We start from the raw sequence: 16,527 nt of genomic DNA, 5'->3' as shown, positions 1-16,527 counted from the left end.
ACCCTGCCGGTAACCAGCAGCATAGCGAAATGTATTACCGGTTAAGATAACCGGCTGCTGCCAGAGTGCTCATGCTGACACCTGACGTTTCAGTTTGTTCGGCGGTACGGTTCAGTAAACGCTCCATATACCGGGCAATAATATCGACTTCCAGATGTACCAGACGCCCGGCCTGATAGCCCGCCAGAATCGTCTCCTGAGCGGTATGCGGCACAATGTTCAGCTGAAAATTGTTACCTTCCACCGCGGTCACTGTCAGACTCGTTCCGTCGACAGTAATTGATCCCTTTGCCGCAATATAACGGCTGATATCTGCCGGCGCTTCAATCTCAAAACGGATCGAGCGGGCATCTTCATGACGGCTCTTTACCTTACCCAAACCGTCTACGTGACCGGTGACGATGTGACCACCCAGCCGGCCACTTGGCTGCATTGCCTTTTCAAGGTTGACCTGTTCACCGGGCTTTAAGTCTGGAAAACGGGTGTGCACCAGGGTTTCCCGGGACACATCCGCCCAGAAACCGTCGCCTGGCAACTCTACCGCAGTCAGACATACACCGTTCACGGCAATACTGTCTCCCAGCGCCACATCGCTGAGATCCAGCGAGCCGGTACGGATATACAGTCGCAGGTCACCCTGTACCTGCTCCGTAGCAGCAATACTTCCCAGCGCTTCGATGATTCCCGTAAACATACGTCTTAATCAATTCCTTCATGCTGCCTGTCAGCAGCCTGTTATCTATGTTTAGTCAGCAGTATCTGTGTGATTAACCGGCACCAATGTTAACCGGATATCATTTCCCAGAACCCTGCTGTCGGTCAGGGTTAAGCGTTGTTGCTGCTGCATTTTCTGCAATGGTAACTCAACCAGACTGCGGGCCTCACTGCCCAGCAATGTCATTGCCTGATATAACACCACTTCATTCACCAACCCCTGACGGATAAAGCTGCCCGCCAGAGTTGCACCGGTTTCAACCAGCACTTCATTACACTGACGCTGCGCAAGCGCTTCCAACAGTGCCAGCAGATCAATACCGGCCTCAGTGCCGGCTAATTGTAACCACTCCAGCTCAGCAGATGTGTCCTGAGACGACGCCAGCTGGCTGAAAAACGCCGGGCACTCAGCCTGACTGACCACCAGCGTTTTACCCGGCTGGCGTAAAATCTTTGCGTTTTCAGGGATACGTCCCTGGCTGTCCAGCACCACCCGCAAAGGCTGCCGCTGGCAAATCAGCTCAGCATCCGGCAAGCCTAACTGTTCAGCACGAACCGTCAGGGAGGAATCATCCAACAGAATCGAGCCGATACCGGTAATAACCGCTGAGCTTCTGGCACGCAGTCGCTGAACATCCTGCCTGGCTTGCGGGCCGGTTATCCACTGGCTTTCGCCACTGGCCATTGCCGTACGACCATCAAGACTGGCAGCAAGTTTAAGTCGCACGAACGGACGCTGCACGCGCATCCGGTTGTTGAAACCGGGATTCAGGCTTTCTGCTTCAGCATTTAGCAGGCCAGTGCGTACCCGTATACCGACATCTTCTAAGCGCTTAATTCCCCGCCCTGATACCTGTGGATTAGGATCCACCATACCGACAACCACTTCCGCAACTCCGGCCTTTACCAGCGCCTCAGCACAGGGAGGGGTCTTACCGAAATGGCTGCAAGGCTCAAGAGTCACATACGCTGTTGCGCCCTCCGCCGTTTCACCGGCATCGGCAACCGCCCGTAAAGCATTTACTTCCGCATGACCTTCACCGGCTATCCGGTGAAAACCTTCACCAATCACTGCACCGTCACGGACCAGTACACAGCCCACCCGTGGGTTGGGCTCTGTGGTGTACAGACCACACTTTGCCAGCTCAACCGCCCGCGCCATAAAGCGGTGATCATCAGCGGACCAATGTTCAGTATTACTCGACATCTGCGCCGTCCTTCGCTTCCGACAAACGCTCAATCTCTTTCTTGAATTCGTTTATGTCCTGGAAACTGCGATAAACAGAAGCAAAACGCACATAAGCAACTTCATCCAGCTTACGTAATTCCCGCATCACTTCTTCACCAAACATACGTGACGCCAACTCCCGTTCCCCGGTCGCCCGTAAACGGTGTTTAATTCGGCTGATGCAGGATTCAATATCTTCAACGCTGACCGGCCGTTTTTCCAGCGCCCGCTGGATACCGCCGCGCAGCTTATCTTCGTCAAACGGCTGGCGCGAACCGTCGGCCTTAATAACCTTAGGCATTAACAGTTCAGCAGTTTCGTAGGTGGTGTAACGCTCATGACAGCTCATACATTCCCGGCGACGACGTACCTGCTGGCCTTCAGCCACCAGACGGGAGTCGACCACCTTGGTTTCATGGTCACCACAGAACGGACAATGCATAGAACCAACCTCAAAGAGCGTCAGGACCGTCTTTTGAACGGTCATTCCGGCGGCATTATCAGCCACCGCAGTCAGATAGAACATCCGCGCCGGCGGATAAGCCCTGCGCAGATACAAAAAAGGCAGACATTATACGCGAAGTTTAGCCGTAATAGCAGGCGCTGTAGCAGAGAAATTCGGTCATTTTGATAATTTATCAGCATCTCTTTGCTTACACCGGCAAACCCTGGCTCAGCGCCTAGCATTAGCGACAGCCTGAAGCTAAAATATGCAGCAAATTTTAGGCTGCCGACTTCCCTACTGACCGGCAGAATCCCTTACATCCAGCATACAGGTTCTGTAATGGCCCAGTTCGTATACACCATGAACCGGGTGGGCAAAGTTGTCCCACCCAAGCGTGAAATTCTTAAAGACATCTCTCTGTCCTTCTTCCCGGGTGCCAAAATCGGCGTACTGGGCCTGAACGGTTCAGGTAAATCCTCCCTGTTACGTATCATGGCCGGTATCGACAAAGACTACCTGGGTGAAGCACGCCCAATGCCAGACCTGAACGTGGGTTACCTGCCACAGGAACCAGAACTGGACGATACCAAAAGCGTCCGCGAAATTGTTGAAGAAGCGGTTTCAGATGTTAAAGACGCCCTGTCCGGTCTGGATGAAGTCTATGCCGCGTACGCCGAACCTGATGCCGACTTTGATGAACTGGCGAAACGCCAGGCTGAATTCGAAAACCTGATTGCCGCCAAAGACGGTCACAACCTGGAACGTACGCTGGAAGTTGCCGCTGAAGCACTGCGTCTGCCACCATGGGATGCCCGTGTAGAGCACCTGTCCGGTGGTGAGCGCCGCCGTGTTGCGCTGTGCCGCCTGCTGCTGGATAAGCCAGACATGCTGCTGCTGGACGAACCAACCAACCACCTGGATGCAGAATCTATTGCCTGGATCGAGCGCTTCCTGCAGGAATACCCGGGAACTGTTGTGGCGATCACCCACGACCGTTACTTCCTGGATAACGCTGCCGGCTGGATTCTGGAACTGGACCGTGGCCACGGCATTCCGTACGAAGGCAACTACTCTTCCTGGCTGGAACAGAAAGACAACCGTCTGAAGATGGAAGCCAAGCAGGAAGCCGCTCACCAGAAAGCAATCAACTCCGAACTGGAATGGGTACGTCAGGGACAGAAAGGCCGTCAGGCTAAATCCAAAGCCCGTCTGCGTCAGTTTGAAGAAATGAGCTCCCGCGAATTCCAAACCCGTAACGAAACTCAGGAAATCTACATTCCGCCTGGCCCGCGTCTGGGTGAAAAAGTTATCGTTCTGGATAATGTCAGCAAGGCATTTGGCGATAAGGTGCTGATTGAAAATCTGAGCTTCAGCATCCCGCAGGGTGCTATCGTCGGCATTATCGGCGGTAACGGTGCCGGTAAATCTACCCTGTTCAAGCTGATCACCGGTGCAGAACAGCCAGATTCCGGTAGCATCGAAATCGGTGAAACGGTACAGCTGGCTTATGTCAATCAGGACCGTGATCTGGACGGTACCAAAACCGTTTGGGAAGAAATCTCTGACGGTCAGGACAACATTGTTGTCGGTAACTACAGCACTTCATCCCGTGCATACTGTGGCCGCTTCAACTTCAAAGGTTCTGATCAGCAGAAGTTTGTTAAAGACCTGTCCGGTGGTGAGCGTAACCGCCTGCACATGGCCAAACTGCTGAAAGAAGGCGGCAACGTTCTGCTGCTTGACGAACCGACCAACGATCTGGACGTTGAAACTCTGCGTGCACTGGAAGAAGCACTGCTGGCCTTCCCTGGATGTGCCGTGGTTATTTCCCACGACCGCTGGTTCCTTGACCGCGTATGTACCCACATGCTGGCTTACGAAGGCAACTCTGAAGCCGTATTCTTTGAAGGTAACTACACTGAATACGCTGAAGATTACAAACGCCGCCACGGTAAAGACCACCAGCCTGAACGTATTAAGTACAAGCGTCTGGCTTAAGCACTTAACACATGTGCTGACCCGAAAAACAAACCGGCTGATTCAGCCGGTTTTTTTATACCCACGATCTATCCATCGTTTTTTAACAGGGTTTAAATTACCCAAGTTAGGTTGTACTCTTAGGCGAAGTAGGCAAGTTATTATCCAATGTCACTATCTCTGCAGTATTAGTGATTCACAGCAGGAGTGCAGCCCGTGCAAGAACGACGCCGGTTTAAACGCATTAAATTCGATGCTCAGACAGAAATTGTTGATGATGAGCATATCTGGCCAGTCCATCTGCTGGACCTGTCCTTCAAAGGCTCATTGGTTGAAGTAGATGAAGCAGTGCCAATTGAACTCGGCACTCAGGTCACCCTGAAAATTCACCTGGCTGCCAACGATATTCTGATGGAGCTGCCCTCCACCCTGATGCATCAGGAAGGCAAGCAGCTGGGCTTCCACACCAACAACATCAGCATTGAAAGTATTTCCCACCTGCGCCGCCTGGTCGAGCTCAACCTGGGCGACGAAACCTTACTGGAACGGGAACTTGAACACCTGATGGATGAGAAATAATCAGATCGCATCCAGCGCTTCTGATAAACGGCTGACACCGATTACCTTCATGCCCTTGGGCGTCGTCTTAGGGGCATTAGCCTTAGGCACAATCGCCCGGGTAAAACCGTGTTTAGCCGCTTCCCGGATCCGGTCCTGACCATTAGGGACCGGACGAATCTCTCCCGAAAGCCCCACTTCCCCGAAAACAATCAGATCCTGCGGCAACACCCGGTCACGGAAACTGGAGACAACGGCCAGCAACAGCGCCAGATCCGCCGACGTTTCCAGCACCTTTACGCCGCCCACAACGTTAACAAATACGTCCTGATCACCGGTTTGCAAGCCGCCATGACGATGCAGGACCGCCAGCAGCATTGCCAACCTGTTATGTTCCAGACCGACCGCCACCCGACGGGGATTATTCATGTGAGTCTGATCCACCAGCGCCTGCACTTCCACCAGCAATGGCCGGGTACCTTCCCAAACCACCATCACCAGACTGCCCGGGCTGGGTTGCTCGCCCCGGTTCAGGAAGATCGAACTGGGGTTCTTCACTTCTTTCAAACCGTTTTCCAGCATGGCAAATACACCAAGCTCATTCACGGCACCAAAGCGGTTTTTATGGCTGCGCAGAGTACGGAAACGGCCATCGCTGTCGCCCTCCAGCTGCAGTGAACAGTCAATCATATGTTCAAGAACTTTCGGACCAGCCAGACTGCCATCTTTGGTGACATGGCCCACCAAAAACAATACAGTGCCCGTCTGTTTGGCAAAGCGGGTGAGATAAGCTGCCGCTTCGCGTACCTGAGATACACTGCCCGGTGCAGACGTTACATCCGCCACATGCATCACCTGAATGGAATCAACAACAAGTACCTTCGGCTTCAGGGTTTCAGCCACCGCGCACAGCTCTTCAACACTGGTTTCAGACAGCATTTTCAGATTCTGTGCGCTGATTCCCAGGCGATTCGCCCGCAATGCGACCTGCTGCAATGATTCCTCACCGGTAACATACAAAGCCGGCATTTGCTGCGCCAGATAACACATGGTCTGCAGCAACAGGGTACTCTTACCCGCTCCCGGATGACCGCCAATCAGAATAGCGGAGCCAGGTACCAGACCACCACCCAGCACCCGGTCAAGCTCTCCGGACCCCGAACCAAAGCGTGGCATTTCGGCCAGATCCACCGACGCCAGGTCTGTTACTTTATTATGCGGCAGTCCACCGGACGCAGCACTGCCCGCGTAGCTGTCAAACCGCGCCCCCCTGGAACCGGACTGTTTAGCACTGCTCAGACGAATTTCCGTCAGGGTATTCCACTGCATACAGGCAGTACACTGCCCCTGCCATTTAGTGTAATCCGCGCCACACTCATTACACACATATGCAGTTTTCTGCTTTGCCATGAATAACCCCTGATTTTCCCGTGAGAAACACTTCTGATCCGATCAGGCATTCTAAACAAAAGCACCGGCCACTGGCAGCAAAAAACACCGGCTTTCTTTATTACGCAAAGAGATTACAATCGAAAGCGCTCCGCTACATTCTTATGTAATTATTTTGAAGGATCAGACAATGAAACTGGAAACACTCGCCGTGCATGGCGGTTATACCCCTGACGAAACGACTAAAGCAGTTGCCGTACCTGTCTATCAGACAGCTTCCTACGCATTCGACAGCGCCCAGCATGGCGCAGACCTGTTTGACCTGAAAGTCCCGGGAAATATCTACACCCGCATCATGAATCCAACGACAGATGTACTGGAGCAACGCGTTGCGGCAATGGAAGGCGGTGTTGCGGCACTGGCTGTCGCGTCAGGTATGGCAGCTATCACCTATACCATTCAGACACTGGCAGAAGTGGGCGACAACATCATCGCCACCAGCGAACTGTATGGCGGTACCTATAACCTGTTTGCCCACACCCTGCCCCGCCAGGGCATTGAAGTACGCTTTGTGGATAAAGATGATTATGCCGCCATCGAAGCAAACATCGACGAACGCACCAAAGGCATATTCTGCGAGTCTGTAGGCAACCCTTCCGGCAGCATTGCCGACATTGAGAAGCTGAGTGAGCTGGCACACAGTAAAGGTGTACCGGTCATTGTGGATAACACCGTTCCAAGCCCAGCGCTCTGGCGCCCTATCGAGCACGGTGCCGATATCGTTGTGCAGTCTGCCACCAAATACATTGGCGGCCACGGCAACTCCATTGGCGGCGTAATCGTGGATTCTGGTAACTTCCCATGGGCAGAGAATAAAGAACGCTTCCCTCTGTTAAACGAGCCGGATATTTCTTACCACGGCGTGGTGTACACCGAAGCATTCGGCCCCGCCGCATTTATTGGCCGTTGCCGGGTAGTGCCACTGCGCAACATGGGGGCAGCACTGTCACCGATGAATGCCTTCCTGCTATTACAGGGTATGGAAACACTGCCACTGCGGATGGAACGTATTTGTGAAAACAGTGCCCGTATTGCTGAATTCCTGGACAACCATGATCAGGTTGAGTGGGTGAATTATGCGGGCCTGAGCAGCCATAAAGATAACGCACTGGCTGAAAAGTATATGAATGGCCGGGCGTCCGGTATTCTCAGTTTCGGCCTGAAGGCTGGCCGGGAAGGTACCCGCCGCTTCTATGACGCGCTGAATGTATTCCTGCGTTTGGTGAACATCGGTGACTGTAAGTCCCTGGCGTCTATTCCGGCTGAAACCACTCACCGTCAGTTAAACGACGAAGAACTGAAAGCCGCCGGCGTCACACCAAACATGGTACGTTTATCCGTCGGTATCGAACACATTGATGATTTGCTGGCCGATCTGGAACAAGCCTTCAACGCTGCACAACAATAAGCAGTTAAGCAATCAAAAAAGCCCTGCCAGGTATACCTGGCAGGGCTTTTTTATCAGACAGAATAATCAATTCGCTTTATTAAACACCTGCTGCACGCGGGCCCACAGCGAACGGGCACTCTTGCCCTTGTTGCTGGACGCCATTGCCAGTTCACGCAGTGCTTCAATTTTGCTCAGTGCCAGCTTGTACTGCTCCGGGACATCATCTTTACAGGAAGCGTTGAATTCCAGATCGTTCACCAGGCCGTCACTCAGGCCATAAACCCAGCCGTGTACTGTCAGTTTCTGACCAGCCGCCCAGGCTTCCTGAACAATGGTGGAATCACACACATTGTAAGCCTGCTCGATCACATTCAGCTCACACAGACGGTCCAGCTTCTGGTGGGAATGATCCCAGGCAGATAACAGATCTTTATGATGCACATATACATTACGGATGTGTCGCAACCAGTTATCAATCATACCGTTTGATTTATCGGCAATCGATGCAGCTACACCGCCACAACCATAGTGGCCAACAACCAGAATGTGCTCAACTTTCAGTACCTGCACAGCATACTGAATTACCGACAGGCAGTTCATATCACTGTGAATTACCAGATTGGCAACATTACGGTGCACAAACAGCTCACCCGGTAACATACCAACGATTTCATTAGCTGGTACCCGGCTGTCAGAGCAACCGATCCAGAGATATTTTGGCGACTGTTGCTGCGCCAGTGTTTCGAAGAACGCAGGATCCTCCTTATTGATCTTCTCCGCCCATTCTTTATTACTTTCAAGTAAATCAGTAAGTCGATTACTCATAACACCCTTTGGAACCCGAGTTAAGTTTGCCTTTTAGAAAATCCATTACATTTTGTGTGCCTTCCAAGGCATAAACGAAGAGGGCTGTATTAGCCCCCTTTCTTATAATTACTTGTGGTACTGCGCACTCAGTTCGTGAACCGCATCAACGAACGCTTTCGGTCGTTCCGGATCAACAAACTGGTGAATACCATGTCCCAGATTAAACACATGACCTGAACCTGCGCCAAACCGACCCAGAATATCACCCACTTCCTGACGAATACGTTCCGGCGAGGCATACAGTACGCTCGGATCCATATTCCCCTGCAGGGCAACGCTGTTACCCACACGGGCACGGGCATCATCAATATTTGTGGTCCAGTCCAGACCCAGTGCATCCGCACCTGCCTCAGCCATTGTTTCCAGCCACTGACCGCCGTTCTTGGTAAACATGATTACCGGCACTTTACGTCCTTCGTGTTCGCGGATCAGTCCGGAGATAATTTGCTGCATGTAACGCAGTGAGAATTCCTGATACATCGGGCCGCTTAATACACCACCCCAAGTATCAAAAATCTGTACCGCCTGAGCACCGCTGAGAATCTGCTGATTCAGATAGTCGGTTACCGACTGTGCCAGTTTATCCAGCAAAGCATGCATCACCTCAGGGGTGGCATACATCATTTCTTTAATGTGACGGAAATCTTTACTGGAACCGCCTTCAACCATATAGGTTGCCAGTGTCCACGGGCTGCCAGAGAAGCCAATCAGTGGCACCCGGCCATTCAGTTCACGGCGAATTTCTTTCACCGCATTCATCACATAGTCCAGATCCTTCGCCGAATCCGGTACCGGCAGCGCCGCCACATCCGCTTCTGTGCGGATAATCTTTTTAAATTTTGGACCTTCGCCAGTCTCGAAGTACAGACCCAGCCCCATGGCATCCGGAATCGTCAGAATATCTGAGAACAGAATGGCTGCATCCAGCTCATAACGCTCCAGCGGCTGAATAGTTACTTCACAGGCCAGCTCTTTATTCTTACACAAACTCAGAAAATCACCCGCCTGAGACCGGGTTGCACGGTATTCTGGCAGATAGCGGCCAGCCTGGCGCATCATCCATACCGGTGTAACATCCACAGGTTCACGCAACAGGGCACGCAGAAAGCGATCATTCTTCAGTTCGGTCATCAGATTCTCTCGGGTCAAAACAGATTGGCGGCTATTCTACAGGGTTGGCCACAATTGTTCTGCAACTCAGATCAAAAAAAATCCTGCTGCCGATATTTTTTCCAGCCTGTAAATACAATAAAGGCTCCTTACGGAGCCTTTATGCATTCAGATCACTCAGACTTCAAGATAGTCCAGAATGCCTTCAGCTGCTTTACGGCCTTCATCAATTGCCGTTACCACCAGATCCGAACCGCGAACCATATCGCCACCGGCGAACACTTTCGGGTTACTGGTCTGGAAAGCATACTGCTGATTCACAGAAGTTGTGATCCGGCCATCCTGTTCCAGGTCGATGCCGAAATCAGCAAACCATGGCGCAGGGCTCGGACGGAAACCAAAAGCAACCAATACCGCATCTGCGTCAATCACTTCTTCACTGCCAGCCACCACTTCAGGACGGCGACGGCCATTTTCATCCGGCTCACCCAAAGCGGTAGTCACAACCTTAACACCAACAACTTTGCCGTTTTCACCAACCACTTCTACCGGCTGGCGGTTGAACATAAACTCAACCCCTTCTTCACGGGCATTTTCCACTTCCCGCTTGGAACCCGGCATGTTGGCTTCATCACGACGGTAAGCACAGATAACTTTCTCCGCGCCCTGACGCACCGACGTCCGGTTACAGTCCATCGCGGTATCACCGCCGCCCAGCACAACCACTTTCTTGCCCGCGACACCGATGTATTCTTCTTCGCTACGCTCATAACCCAGGCAGCGGTTCACGTTGGAAATCAGGAATGGCAGGGCATCATGCACACCTTCCAGATCCTCACCTGGGAAGCCACCCTTCATATAGGTATAGGTACCCATCCCCAGGAATACCGCGTCGTATTCATCCAGCAGTTTCTGCATCTGGATATCTTTACCCACTTCGGTATTAAGACGGAACTCAACACCCATTTCAGTAAAGATTTCACGGCGACGTACCATTACGTCTTTATCCAGCTTGAATTCCGGAATACCGAAGGTCAGCAAACCGCCAATTTCCGGATGACGGTCAAAAACGACCGGTGTCACACCGTTACGCACCAGTATATCGGCACAGGCCAGACCCGCAGGTCCCGCACCGATGACAGCTACCTTTTTATAGGTTTCCGGTACCTTACTCATATCCGGACGCCAGCCCATAGCAAAGGCCGTATCAGTGATATGTTTTTCAACCGAACCGATGGTAACCGCACCAAACTCATCATTCAGTGTACAGGCACCTTCACACAGGCGATCCTGCGGGCAAACCCGGCCACAGACTTCCGGCAGGGAGTTAGTCTGATGGCTCAGTTCCGCCGCTTTAATGATGTTGCCTTCAGATACCAGCTTCAGCCAGTTCGGAATGTAGTTGTGAACTGGGCATTTCCATTCGCAATACGGGTTACCACACTCCAGACAACGGTGGGCCTGCTCGCTGGCCTGCTTTTGCTGAAACGGCTCATAAATTTCTGCAAACTGTTGCTTACGGACTGCCGCCGCAATTTTTACCGGACCTTTACGGTCCACTTCGACAAACTGAAAATCGTTATTTAGACGTTCTGACATATCTCTACCCCGTCTAGCGGTACAGACCCACTCTGCGATCTGCACCCTGTTAATTACATTGGCTTCGTTATTACTCTGGTCGTGAACGCATGTGGTTCAACAGAGCCCCAAGGCTTGCAGCCTTAGGCTTCACCAACCAGAAGCGGCCGATGTAATCATCGAAGTTCTCAACAATATGGGTTGCCCATGCACTGTCAGTCGCATCAATGTAACCCATAATCACTGAACGCAAGTGGTTCTTGTATTCTTCCATGTGTTGTGGCGCTACCCGGTGAATTTCAACCAGCTCATGGTTGTACTTATCCACAAAGGTGTTATCCATATCCAGCACATAGGCAAAACCACCTGTCATACCGGCACCGAAGTTACAGCCTACCTGACCCAGAACGGTTACCAGACCGCCGGTCATATATTCGCAGCAATGATCGCCTGCGCCTTCAATGACAGCGTGAACGCCGGAGTTACGCACAGCAAAACGCTCACCGGCACAGCCCGCAGCATACAGGGTTCCACCGGTTGCTCCGTACAGACAGGTGTTACCAATAATTGTGGTTTCATTGCTGGCATACTCAACCGTCTCCGGCTGACGGATGACGATCTTACCTCCGGCCATACCTTTACCGACGTAGTCGTTGGCATCGCCCTGCAGATACAGTTCCTGACCACCGGCATTCCAGACACCAAAACTCTGACCGGCATGACCGGTAAAGTTAAAGCGTACCGGCTTATCTTGCATGCCCAGGTTACCGTGTGCTTTGGCGATCGCCCCGGAGGTGCGTGCGCCCACAGAACGGTCACAGTTAGTGATGGTTAATTCATATTCACCGCCACTCTTGTCTGCAATGGCCTGCTCGGCCAGTTCCAGCATCTTCGTGTTCAGATCCGCCAGATCATAGGGATCGTTATGACCAACCTGACAGGTCTGTGGCATTTCAGCCGGAATACCTGCATCACTCAGTAACGGCTGTAAATTCAGCTTACCGTGCTTAGCGGTGCTACCTTCAATCACTTCAAGCAGGTCGACTCGGCCAACCAACTCTTCCATAGAACGAACGCCCACAGAAGCCATCCACTGACGGGTTTCCTCAGCAACAAAGCGGAAATAGTTCTTCACCATTTCAACCGTGCCACGATAGTGATTTTCCCGCAGCTGATCGTTCTGCGTTGCCACACCGGTAGCACAGTTATTCAGGTGACAGATCCGCAGGTACTTACAACCTACAGCTACCATCGGCATAGTGCCGAAGCCAAAGCTTTCTGCACCCAGAATCGCTGCCTTAACCACATCCAGACCGGTCTTCAGACCACCGTCTGTTTGCAGGCGCACCTTACCGCGCAGATGGTTACCACGCAGTGACTGGTGAGCATCCGCCAGACCCAGTTCCCATGGAGAACCGGCGTAATGTACAGAGGTCAGCGGGCTCGCTGCAGTACCACCGTCATAACCGGATATGGTAATCAGGTCGGCATAGGCCTTGGCAACACCACAAGCGATCGTGCCCACACCCGGGCGAGATACCAGCTTCACGGATACCAGGCCGTCAGGATTTACCTGTTTCAGGTCGAAGATCAGCTGCGCCAGGTCTTCAATCGAATAAATATCATGGTGTGGCGGAGGGGAAATCAGCGTCACGCCCGGCACCGAATAACGTAACCGTGCAATTAACTGGTTAACCTTGCCACCCGGTAGCTGACCACCTTCACCAGGCTTAGCGCCCTGAGCAACTTTGATCTGCATAACCTCAGCGTTCACCAGATATTCCGGCGTTACGCCGAAACGGCCTGAGGCAACCTGCTTAATCTTGGAACGACGATTCGTACCGTGACGGGCAGGATCTTCACCGCCTTCACCAGAGTTCGAACGACCGCCCAGTTCATTCATGGCCATCGCCAGACATTCGTGGGCTTCAGGCGACAGCGCGCCTAAAGACATAGCAGCAGAGTCAAAGCGCTTGAAGATTTCTTCTACCGGCTCAACTTCTGAGATATCAATTGCTTTGGCGTCAGATTTCAGTGCCATCAGGTCACGGATAGTCGCCACACCGCGCTTGTTCACCAGGTCTGCATAAACCTGATAGTCAGAACCTTCGCCGGTACGAACCGCTTTATGGATAGACTGAATCACATCCGGGTTATAAGCGTGGTACTCACCACCATGGACATACTTCAGTAAGCCACCCTGACGAATACGCTTACGGGCAACCCAGGCATCTTTAGCCAGCTCAGCCTGATCCTTCTGGAAATCGGTAAAGTCAGCGCCTTCAATACGGCTGGTTACGCCGGTAAAGCACAGATCAACTACCGGCGAGCTAACACCAACGGCCTCGAACAGCTGGGCACCGCGGTAAGAAGCAATCGTTGAGATACCCATCTTGGACATGATTTTCATCAGGCCCTTGTTGATACCTTTACGGTAATTCTCGTGGCTATCCAGCCAGTCCATCGGCAACTCGCCGGTGTTACACAGATCCGTCAGGGCACGGTAAGCCAGATACGGATATACAGCTGTCGCACCGAAACCGAACAGTACTGCAAAATGATGTGGATCACGGACGGTACCGGACTCAACAATCAGGTTTACATCCGGACGCAGACCTTCATTGATCAGGCGATGATGCACTGCACCGGTTGCCATTGAAGCATGGATCGGCAACTTACCCTGACGGATAGCCGCATCCGACAGGATGATGATCACTTTACCGTCACGGGCAAACGCTTCTGCCTGATCACAAACCGCTTTGATTGCCTCTTCCAGACCGGTTGTGGCCGGATCATAGTTCAGGTCAATCTGAGCGACGTCAAAACCATCCAGCTGATTATTCTTAAGACGCAGGAATTTACTGGCTGACAGCACAGGGGTTGTCAGCATTACCCGACGAGCGTACTCCGGCGATTCAGCAAACACGTTACGTTCAGAGCCGATACAAGTATCCAGCGACATCACGATGGATTCACGTAACGGATCGATTGGCGGGTTCGTTACCTGAGCAAACTGCTGACGGAAATAGTCATATGGCGAACGCACCTGAGAGGACAACACAGCCATCGGCTTGTCATCACCCATCGAACCTACTGCTTCCATACCGGTCTCACCCAGCGGACGCAGCACCTGATCACGTTCCTCAAACGTCACATGGAACATTTTCATGTGAACCTTAACTTCTTCCGCACTCATTTCACGGAATGACTGTGATTCCTCAGTCAGGTTCATGGTCTGTTCCAACGGCAAGGAATGCTCACGCATCCACTGCTTGTACGGCTGGGCTTTTTTCAGGCGGTCATCAACATCTGCGGTATGCAGGACTTCACCGGTTTCAGTATCGATAGATAAAATCTGCCCCGGTCCGACACGGCCCTGAGCAACTACGTCTTCCGGCTGGTAATCGAATACACCAATCTCAGAGGCAGTACAGATGAAGCCATCTTTGGTCATTACCCAACGGGACGGACGCAGGCCATTACGGTCCAGCATACAAACCGCGAAGCGGCCATCGGTCAATACCATACCTGCCGGGCCATCCCACGGCTCCATATGCATGGAGTTATAATCGTAGAAAGCTCGTAACTCAGCATCCATGGTATCCAGGTTCTGCCAGGCCGGTGGCACGATCATTCGGGCAGCCCGGTAGAGGTTCATACCGCCAATCAGCAGAAACTCCAGCATATTATCCATGCTGGAAGAATCTGATCCGGTCGTATTCACAATCGGCTGCAATTCGCTGATGTTGGGTAACAGTTCGGTCGCGAACTTATCAGAACGGGCACGGGCCCAGTTACGGTTACCTTCGATTGTGTTGATTTCACCATTATGCGCCAACAGGCGAAACGGCTGAGCCAGTGGCCAGCGAGGCGCAGTGTTGGTAGAGAAACGCTGGTGATAAGTACAGATAGCAGTAGCCAGCTCAGGATCACCAAGGTCAGTATAAAATACCGGCAGATCCACCGGCATCATCAGACCTTTATAGGAAATAACCTTGTCAGAAAGACTACAGATATAGAAGTCTTCATCCGCACTCAGAGCAATTTCAGCTTTGCGGCGTGCAACGTAAAGGCTAACGGCAAATTCACGCTGAGACTTGTCGGTGGTCACGAACACCTGCTCAATCTGAGGCAGGGTATCTTTGGCAATTGTGCCCAGACAAGCATCATCAGTTGGCACTACACGCCAGCCGGCAACTCCAAGGCCCTGATCTTTCAGCGCCTGGTCCATAATTTTTCGGGCGGCCTGTGCTTTCACCGGATCACGGGAGAGAAAAATCATCCCTACGGCATATTCTTCAGTCAGCTCAACTGATAATTCTTTGTGCGCCGCCGCACGTAAAAAGGCATCAGGTTTTTGCATCAGCAAACCACAACCGTCACCGGTCTTTCCGTCTGCTGCAATGCCACCACGGTGTGTCATACAGGCAAGGGCCTCAATCGCCTTTTGCAGCAAGTCATGGCTTGCCTCACCCTGCATGTGGGCCATAAGCCCGAACCCGCAGTTATCTTTAAATTCACCTGGGCGATATAGACTGTTGCTCATAAGTTATCCCACCAAAAATTCTTTCTTATCAATATATTATCGCCGTCCTTCACACCCAAAAGGTGGCTTCATCCTCTTCAAAGGGAGGGCCATTCTACACACCAAGCCCCGGAAGGACAAATTATACACAATTCAGAGGATATTTTTGTCACAGGTATTTTTATAGATTTTTACTCTGCCACTGAGCATTAAATATACAAATACCCTAAAAACACCCAGAAGTTTCCTTTAGGAAACAGGAAAATCTGAAAACCTGCTCAGTTCTGAAAAACAGCTCCCGGATAGTGGTAAAAAGCACACAAAAACGCGCTTTTATCTTCTTTCATGATGATTTTTCACCCTGAGCATTAGCAGATTTCACCAGTCACATAAAAGCATCAGCAAAATATAAAAGCCCTCACTACCTTTATATTTTGCAACTGTATTGTGCAAACGCACAATACGACACTGGTCATACACGGACTGAGAATAACAATATCGGTAGGCGCCGCTTTCCTCTTCGCGTCAGACTCATGAGGATTACAGTTTAGATACGACTGATTTTTCAGTTTGATTTCAGAAGGCGGGGATATATTGGCGTTGCAAGTGACAAAGGCCTGAAGTTCAGCAACAGTGAAATTCACTGAGATTTCAGTTTATGCGAAACACCGGTTAGCCCAGAACGA

11 protein-coding genes are annotated in these 16,527 nt (G+C 51.8%); 3 read left to right on the top strand and 8 right to left on the bottom strand.

Annotated elements, in window-relative coordinates; genetic code table 11:
* Positions 1-34 precede the first annotated feature (34 nt).
* Genes JYB63_RS17890 through nrdR form a run of 3 tightly spaced genes read right to left on the bottom strand, consistent with a single transcriptional unit; the run spans position 35 to position 2,384 of the window.
* On the bottom strand, positions 35-694 hold the full coding sequence (locus tag JYB63_RS17890) for a riboflavin synthase (protein WP_205659279.1): 660 nt from the start codon (positions 692-694) through the stop codon (positions 35-37).
* A gap of 51 nt (positions 695-745) precedes the next feature.
* Positions 746-1,921 carry a bifunctional diaminohydroxyphosphoribosylaminopyrimidine deaminase/5-amino-6-(5-phosphoribosylamino)uracil reductase RibD gene (gene ribD, locus JYB63_RS17885; protein ID WP_205659278.1) on the bottom strand — a complete coding sequence of 392 codons (1,176 nt, stop codon included), beginning with the start codon at positions 1,919-1,921 and terminating at the stop codon, positions 746-748.
* Positions 1,911-2,384 (bottom strand): transcriptional regulator NrdR, encoded by a 474-nt coding sequence (nrdR, locus tag JYB63_RS17880; RefSeq protein ID WP_205659447.1) that lies wholly within the window; start codon positions 2,382-2,384, stop codon positions 1,911-1,913. The genes ribD and nrdR overlap by 11 nt, the downstream gene beginning before the upstream one ends.
* A 342-nt stretch (positions 2,385-2,726) precedes the next feature.
* Between nrdR and ettA the strand changes: the two genes are divergently transcribed.
* Both ettA and JYB63_RS17870 read left to right on the top strand, forming a co-directional pair.
* The gene (gene ettA / locus JYB63_RS17875) at positions 2,727-4,385 is read left to right on the top strand and encodes an energy-dependent translational throttle protein EttA (RefSeq protein WP_205659277.1); all 1,659 of its coding nucleotides are present in this window, start codon (positions 2,727-2,729) and stop codon (positions 4,383-4,385) included.
* A 195-nt stretch (positions 4,386-4,580) separates the two neighbouring features.
* The gene (locus tag JYB63_RS17870; protein WP_315982333.1) at positions 4,581-4,943 is read left to right on the top strand and encodes a PilZ domain-containing protein; all 363 of its coding nucleotides are present in this window, start codon (positions 4,581-4,583) and stop codon (positions 4,941-4,943) included.
* Here JYB63_RS17870 and radA read toward each other — a convergent pair whose 3' ends face one another.
* Positions 4,944-6,332, bottom strand: coding sequence for a DNA repair protein RadA (gene radA / locus JYB63_RS17865; RefSeq protein ID WP_205659275.1), 1,389 nt, complete (start codon positions 6,330-6,332; stop codon positions 4,944-4,946).
* A gap of 169 nt (positions 6,333-6,501) precedes the next feature.
* Here radA and JYB63_RS17860 point away from each other — a divergent pair, with 169 nt between their 5' ends.
* Complete coding sequence (locus JYB63_RS17860; RefSeq protein WP_205659274.1) at positions 6,502-7,779, top strand: O-acetylhomoserine aminocarboxypropyltransferase/cysteine synthase family protein; 1,278 nt, start codon at positions 6,502-6,504, stop codon at positions 7,777-7,779.
* Between the two features lie 66 nt (positions 7,780-7,845).
* On the opposite strand, the gene can is transcribed toward JYB63_RS17860, so the two are convergent.
* The 4 genes from can to gltB all read right to left on the bottom strand — a co-directional run bounded on the left by can (position 7,846) and on the right by gltB (position 15,862).
* Positions 7,846-8,586, bottom strand: a complete 741-nt coding sequence (can, locus tag JYB63_RS17855) for a carbonate dehydratase (RefSeq protein WP_205659273.1) — start codon at positions 8,584-8,586, stop codon at positions 7,846-7,848.
* Between the two features lie 108 nt (positions 8,587-8,694).
* Complete coding sequence (gene hemE, locus JYB63_RS17850) at positions 8,695-9,759, bottom strand: uroporphyrinogen decarboxylase (RefSeq protein ID WP_205659272.1); 1,065 nt, start codon at positions 9,757-9,759, stop codon at positions 8,695-8,697.
* Between the two features lie 156 nt (positions 9,760-9,915).
* On the bottom strand, positions 9,916-11,337 hold the full coding sequence (locus JYB63_RS17845) for a glutamate synthase small subunit GltD family protein (RefSeq protein ID WP_205659271.1): 1,422 nt from the start codon (positions 11,335-11,337) through the stop codon (positions 9,916-9,918).
* 70 nt (positions 11,338-11,407) lie between these two features.
* On the bottom strand, positions 11,408-15,862 hold the full coding sequence (gltB, locus tag JYB63_RS17840; protein ID WP_205659270.1) for a glutamate synthase large subunit: 4,455 nt from the start codon (positions 15,860-15,862) through the stop codon (positions 11,408-11,410).
* Positions 15,863-16,527 lie beyond the last annotated feature (665 nt).

The sequence above is a fragment of the Aliamphritea spongicola genome (assembly GCF_017051665.1).
In the GTDB taxonomy this organism is placed as follows: Bacteria; Pseudomonadota; Gammaproteobacteria; order Pseudomonadales; family Balneatricaceae; genus Amphritea; species Amphritea spongicola.
This window is presented reverse-complemented; position numbering and strand designations above follow the sequence as displayed.

Coding starts and splice junctions, on each gene's coding strand:
- ribD (WP_205659278.1), bottom strand. CDS start 1,921: ATGTCGAGTAATACTGAACATTGGTCCGCTGATGATCACCGCTTTATG.
- can (WP_205659273.1), bottom strand. CDS start 8,586: ATGAGTAATCGACTTACTGATTTACTTGAAAGTAATAAAGAATGGGCG.
- JYB63_RS17845 (WP_205659271.1), bottom strand. CDS start 11,337: ATGTCAGAACGTCTAAATAACGATTTTCAGTTTGTCGAAGTGGACCGT.
- ettA (WP_205659277.1), top strand. CDS start 2,727: ATGGCCCAGTTCGTATACACCATGAACCGGGTGGGCAAAGTTGTCCCA.
- nrdR (WP_205659447.1), bottom strand. CDS start 2,384: ATGCATTGTCCGTTCTGTGGTGACCATGAAACCAAGGTGGTCGACTCC.
- JYB63_RS17860 (WP_205659274.1), top strand. CDS start 6,502: ATGAAACTGGAAACACTCGCCGTGCATGGCGGTTATACCCCTGACGAA.
- radA (WP_205659275.1), bottom strand. CDS start 6,332: ATGGCAAAGCAGAAAACTGCATATGTGTGTAATGAGTGTGGCGCGGAT.
- gltB (WP_205659270.1), bottom strand. CDS start 15,862: ATGAGCAACAGTCTATATCGCCCAGGTGAATTTAAAGATAACTGCGGG.
- hemE (WP_205659272.1), bottom strand. CDS start 9,759: ATGACCGAACTGAAGAATGATCGCTTTCTGCGTGCCCTGTTGCGTGAA.
- JYB63_RS17890 (WP_205659279.1), bottom strand. CDS start 694: ATGTTTACGGGAATCATCGAAGCGCTGGGAAGTATTGCTGCTACGGAG.